Source organism: Gelidibacter sp., from assembly GCF_053579655.1.
In genome coordinates, this window is sequence record NZ_JBMDWE010000073.1 from 1 (window position 1) to 5,561 (window position 5,561).

General features: G+C 37.4%; 5 protein-coding genes. All 5 read right to left on the reverse strand.

Features of this window, described 5'->3' with window-relative positions; translation table 11 throughout:
• A partial coding sequence (locus ACOH2D_RS18235; RefSeq protein WP_449536168.1) for an efflux RND transporter permease subunit occupies nt 1-1,420 on the reverse strand: 1,420 nt, incomplete at its 3' end.
• A gap of 9 nt (nt 1,421-1,429) precedes the next feature.
• Nucleotides 1,430-2,536, reverse strand: a complete 1,107-nt coding sequence (locus tag ACOH2D_RS18240; RefSeq protein WP_449536169.1) for an efflux RND transporter periplasmic adaptor subunit — start codon at nt 2,534-2,536, stop codon at nt 1,430-1,432.
• A 29-nt stretch (nt 2,537-2,565) separates the two neighbouring features.
• Nucleotides 2,566-3,906, reverse strand: coding sequence for a TolC family protein (locus ACOH2D_RS18245; RefSeq protein WP_449536170.1), 1,341 nt, complete (start codon nt 3,904-3,906; stop codon nt 2,566-2,568).
• Nucleotides 3,907-3,982: 76 nt separating this feature from the next.
• On the reverse strand, nt 3,983-5,359 hold the full coding sequence (locus ACOH2D_RS18250; RefSeq protein WP_449536171.1) for a sensor histidine kinase: 1,377 nt from the start codon (nt 5,357-5,359) through the stop codon (nt 3,983-3,985).
• Nucleotides 5,359-5,561, reverse strand: a 203-nt coding sequence (locus ACOH2D_RS18255; protein WP_449536172.1) for a winged helix-turn-helix domain-containing protein, incomplete at its 5' end; no start/stop codon positions are given. The genes ACOH2D_RS18250 and ACOH2D_RS18255, both read right to left, overlap by 1 nt.

Consider the following 5,561-nt stretch of genomic DNA (forward strand, 5'->3'; position numbering starts at 1 on the left):
AAGGAGAAAACATTTTCCCTTCCACTTTCTGAAAAGAGAAAATTGGCATTAAAGCTATGATTAGAATAAATAATGCAAAGAAGATCGGTGTGGAAACTTTACCAACACTCTTTTTAATGATACCCAACTTAGACATATTAGCAAACTTTTCTTTCCCAATAAGTCGTGACTTTACCTGAAGGGACACAAAAACCGACTCCACAATGACCAAAGTTCCCTCTAAAAGCAATCCAAAATCTAAAGCACCCATTGAGATCAAGTTTGCCGGCAATCCTTGAATGCGCAGCATGATAATGGCAAATAAAAAAGATAACGGAATAACTGAGGCCACAATTAAAGTCGTGCGCCAATTGTAGAGAAAAATAAAGACAATCAAAGAGACTAAAACAACGCCTTCTATCAAGTTTTTAGTTACGGTGCTTACCGTCGCATCTACTAATTCTGAACGATCGATAAACGGAACGATCTGGACATTTTTAGGCAAAATACGGGCGTTCAGTTCCTCGATTCGATTTTTCAAACCTTCGATAACATCCGCAGGGTTTTCGCCACGCAGCATAATCACGATGCCTTGAACCAAATCATCATCGTCATCCAAACCAACTTGCCCCAATCGAGGTTTAGCACCAATAACAACTTCGGCCACATGTTTTACCAACACTGGCGTGGAGCCATTAACCGTAATCAGGATGTTTTCAATATCTTCAACACTTTCCAACAAACCCACACCACGAACCGCGTAAGCCTGATCGCCACGTTGAATCACATCGCCGCCAACATTAATGTTGCTTTTAGAAACTGCTTCAAAAACATCTAAGGGCGAAAGGTTGTAGTTTTTTAATTCGCTGGGATTAATTTGAATTTCATAAATCTTTTCTTCACCACCAAAGCTTGCCACATCGGTCACACCTGGAACGGATAATAGTTCGCGCTCAATAGTCCAATCGTGAATGGCCGATATTTCTTTAATAGGCAAATCACTTTTAACCACATATCTAAAAATTTCACCCGTGGCTCCGGAAGGCGGTTCAATTTCCGCATCACTTCCCTCGGGCAAGGCTAAACCTTGCAGCCTGTTTGAGGCATATTGCTGCGCGTAAAAATCTTCAACATCATCATCAAAAATAACTGTCACCACCGAAAGCCCAAATAATGACGTGGAGCGCACTTCTGCTTTTTTCGGGATGGTGTTCATGGCTTTAGAAACCGGAAGCGTAATAAACTTTTCAACTTCTTCAGCACTTCTACCTGGCCATTGCGTGATAATTCGCGCTCTGGTACTCGTCACATCAGGATAGGCTTCAATGGGGATTTTGATATAATTGATGATTCCTGCAACTAGTAATAAAGCTGTCAAGAAAAATACAATCGTGGAATTTTTTAAAGAAAAACTAACAATACCTTGGACAAATTTCTTCATGAATCGTGTTTATTTTAAGGCTTTTAAATGGTTATAAATCAGCAAGTGATTTTTCACAATAATCTGTTCGCCTTCTTCAATAGTGTTTTCTAAAAAAACATGGGTACTATTTTGAACTTTGGGAGTCACTTTTCTGACCTCAATATCACAATCCGATTTATAGAGCACTAAAAAGTGTTGATTGTTATCAAAAATCAGCGCATTTATTGGCGCTGCATTAGCCATGATGCCGTCCTCCTTTTCAACTTTCACATCTACAAGCATGCCCGGCATTAATTTGCCGTCCGTATTATCCATGACGATACGGGCTTTTAAAACCCGTTCATCGGCATCAAAAACTTGTGAAATGGAACTGATTTTACCAGAAAACAAATCGTTAGGATAAGCCACAGCAGATATTTCCACAGGCATATCCTTCTTGACATACGGAATATTACCCGCATAAATATTGGCCATGATCCACACCTCACTTAAATCGGAAATTGTAAAAAGCGGATCACTTTCTGCAGAAATTTGTGTTCCAGAAGCCACATTTTTAATAATAATAGTACCTGAAGCTGGTGCTTTTATCTGAAATACGCCACGTTCACTGCTCGCGCTGAATAAATTTAGTTGTGCATTTGTATTTTGTAATTCTGCTTTAAGAATATCAAGATTACTTTGCGCTTCAATCAAATCCCGTTGCGAAGCTATTTTATCGTGATGCATTTCTTGAACCGATTCCAACTCCCGTTGTGCGACCAGAATTTGAGATTGAAGGCTTGTCTTTTGCGAACTCAAACTACTTAATTCGCTACTCATCATTTCTAAAAGTAACTGTCCTTTTTTCACTTCTTCGCCTAATGTAAAATAGGTTTTAGTGACGACACCACTTACCAAGCTCACAAAATGTACGAGGTTATCTGGGTTGTTTTCCACAATGGAATTTAACAAAATCGACTCTGAAATCGGACTTTTTTTAACAGGCACTTTTATGATATCGTCTTTCATAAAGTCATTGAGGCAAAAGCCTGTTTTGTCTACTATTGCGATTTCTTTTTTATTTTGCGCACAGCTACTGACAAGCATCAGCAGGCATGCAAAAACATAAAAACGATTTATTTTTTTGATATGCATTTTTTTAAAGTTGTATACGTTCATGATTTTTAAATTTCTTTTCCAATACTATATTGAAGTGTTTCTAAATGGAGATGAATTTCTTTTTTGGACTCGAGGATTATTTTTTTGTTTTCCAGATAGGCCTGTTGAAAGTCTAAATACTGCAACATGCTGATGTTGCGATTGACAAAATTTCGGGTGTAACTTTCAAAGATGTCGTCCAAATCCTTTTCAAAATCAACATCGATCGTTTCGTAAAATGCTATTGCAGCGAGGAAATCTTTATAATTCTGATCGAATTCAGCTTGGGCACGCAAACGGATGTCATTGTAACGCAGACTTGTATTTTCAATACCCAATTGTGCATGCTTAATAGCACCTTGATTTCTATTAAAAACAGGCAAGTCGATGGACAAACCGAAGCCAAAGAAGCTCGGCCAAACTCCACCACCGCGATCATAGGAGGCATTCAAACTCACATCTGGAATAGCTTGTGCTTTTTCATAAATCAACAAGCTCTTGAACTGCTCATTTTCCAACTCGGTTAGCTTAACGTCTGGTCTATTTGCTAAAATTTCATCTTGAACATTTAATAGCGCGATACTTTGAAGTTTTTGAAGATCTGGCGTGAAATCGTCTTCCAATACAAATAAAGTGGTTTGACCTGTCAGACTTAGGAGAATCTTGAGCTCCTTTTCCTTTTCGTTTCGCTCTTTGGAAAGCTCATTTATTTCTTTGGACAGTTCAAATTGCAAGGTTTGAAGTCGCATATAATCACCCTTACTGATATGATTGTTTTCAAGTTGTTTTTTATACGCTTGCAAAAGGTTTTGAATCAAATCACGTTGCTTAAAAAACACCTTACTATATAATTGCAAATACTGTAACTCTGTAAGGGTGTTTCTAAAATCGTATTTTAATTGACGTAATAGCTCTTCAAATTCCTGTTGAGCGACATTGACGCCTACTTTTTCAAGGTTAACTTGCTTTTTACGTTTTCCAGCCGTCAGGATCTGTTGCTCCAACTGCACTGAAAACTGGGTGTTTTTAGCAGCGCTTCCAAACACCTGCGGCAAGGGTTCATCTAAATAAGACAGCTGCTTGTTGGTGGCCCATAAGTTCACATCGTCCAACGATAAATTGGGGTTGGGCCAAAGTTTGGCTTGTAAGACCATAGCTTCTGCCTGGTCAATTTTAAATTTTTCTGCCAGCAATAACAGATTTTGCTTTAAGAAAACTTCTTCATACTGCTGCCGACTTAATTTAAGAGTATCGATTTGCTGAGTTTGAGCAAATGCATCTGAGTTTATGCTCATCAATAAGCCTACTAAAACATACACCTTGAAGTAATGCATGTTGCGAGTTCGTTTTTTATCTTTCCATTTCATGTTGGCAAAAGACTTAAAAACGACCTTAAAAAGACCTTAAAACGGATAAAGTTTAGCTTAATGTTTCTTTAGGAAATCAAACATTCTCTAGTGGAAAAATGACAGAAAAGTTATTTAAATTCTTTTCGTCCGTAGTATAAGAAATAACGCCGTTGTGCTGGGAAATAATTTTATGGATAAAAACAAGCCCTAAACCAAACCCCGATTTGCCTTTGCTATTCTGCCCTCTGAAGAAATGTTGAAACAGATATTTTTGTTCATCTGTGGTAATAACTGGCCCTTTATTGATGAAGTCGATTTGAAGTTGATTCGGCGAAGTTATAATATGAATATTCCCTTCATTGTTAGAACTGTAATGAATGGAATTTACCATGAGATTCATAAAAGCTGCCTTTAACAGTCGGGCAGAACCTTGAATAGTCAAAAAATCCTCATTATCCGTCGGCCCCATATAATCCAATGAAAACTCAAAATTTGGATAGAGTTGTGCCAATTCATCGATCGTGTCGAAAATAAGCTCATCCACTCGGATTTTCGTTTTCGGAATGCTTTGACCAGCATCGGTTTTAGAGAGTTCCAATAACAGATTAATAATCTCACTTAAATTTTTAGTATCTTCTTTTTGACGCCCGATTTGCGCTTTTAAAACCGCTAAATCTGTTTCGTTTTCCATGCGCTCAAAATTGGAAACCAAGACGGCGATCGGTGTTTTTAATTCATGTGAAATATGATTGATGGCATGTTTTTGAAAGGAAACCGCTTCCTTCATCCGTTTCATCAACTTATTGAATTGTTCAGCCAATACGACAATTTCATTCTCCGAACGTTTGACTTCAATAGGAATATAAAGGGTATCAAAATTATAATCTGTGATTTTTTCGGTAATATCGACAATAGGCTCTGCTATAATTCGAGATAGATAATAAGCGATTAAAATAACCACTAGTGCAATGCCCAAAAAAGTAAAAATTAGTACATAGCGCAAGAAATCCAGTTTAGAATATCCCGATTCATCAAAAGCCTTATTGATGCCGTAGTAGGTGTTGTTGTTATACTTGACGTACACGCCAACCACATCGTATAAATCATCCTTAGTTTCCAACCATGGATGGGCAACAGTCAGCACACTTAAGATGTCCTTGACCTCGTTCTCAGGAATCTGCAAATCGTCAATGCTGGAATAAATGAGTTCTTTGGCATGATCAAAAATCAAAAGTTTTTCGTCATAAAACTCATTAATGCTGATCCGATCCATAGCTTGGATAATAGATTCATCGGCCTGTTTAATCTCCGTCAGAAATTTGATGGTAGAGGTAATTTTCTGCTTCTGTTTTTGTTGAAATTCCTCTTCGCGGTATTCGTAAAAAAGCGTGTAAATAAAAAACAGGGTTATGCCCAACAAACTAATGATGGTCGCAGAAAAGTACAGTAAAATTTTCCTTCTAATACTCATTAATCCTCAAAATAATAACCGTAACCTATTCTGGTTTTTATAGATTCTTTTCCAAATGGACGATCAATTTTTTTACGCAAGAAATTGATATAAACCTCGATGGTATTGGTGTTGGCATCAAATGATCTGCCCCAAATTTGTTGGACTAAAGTTTGCTTGGAAACAATTTCGCCTTTGGATTCCAATAATTTCAAAAGAATTT

Coding starts and splice junctions, on each gene's coding strand:
- ACOH2D_RS18240 (WP_449536169.1), bottom strand. CDS start 2,536: ATGCATATCAAAAAAATAAATCGTTTTTATGTTTTTGCATGCCTGCTG.
- ACOH2D_RS18245 (WP_449536170.1), bottom strand. CDS start 3,906: ATGAAATGGAAAGATAAAAAACGAACTCGCAACATGCATTACTTCAAG.
- ACOH2D_RS18250 (WP_449536171.1), bottom strand. CDS start 5,359: ATGAGTATTAGAAGGAAAATTTTACTGTACTTTTCTGCGACCATCATT.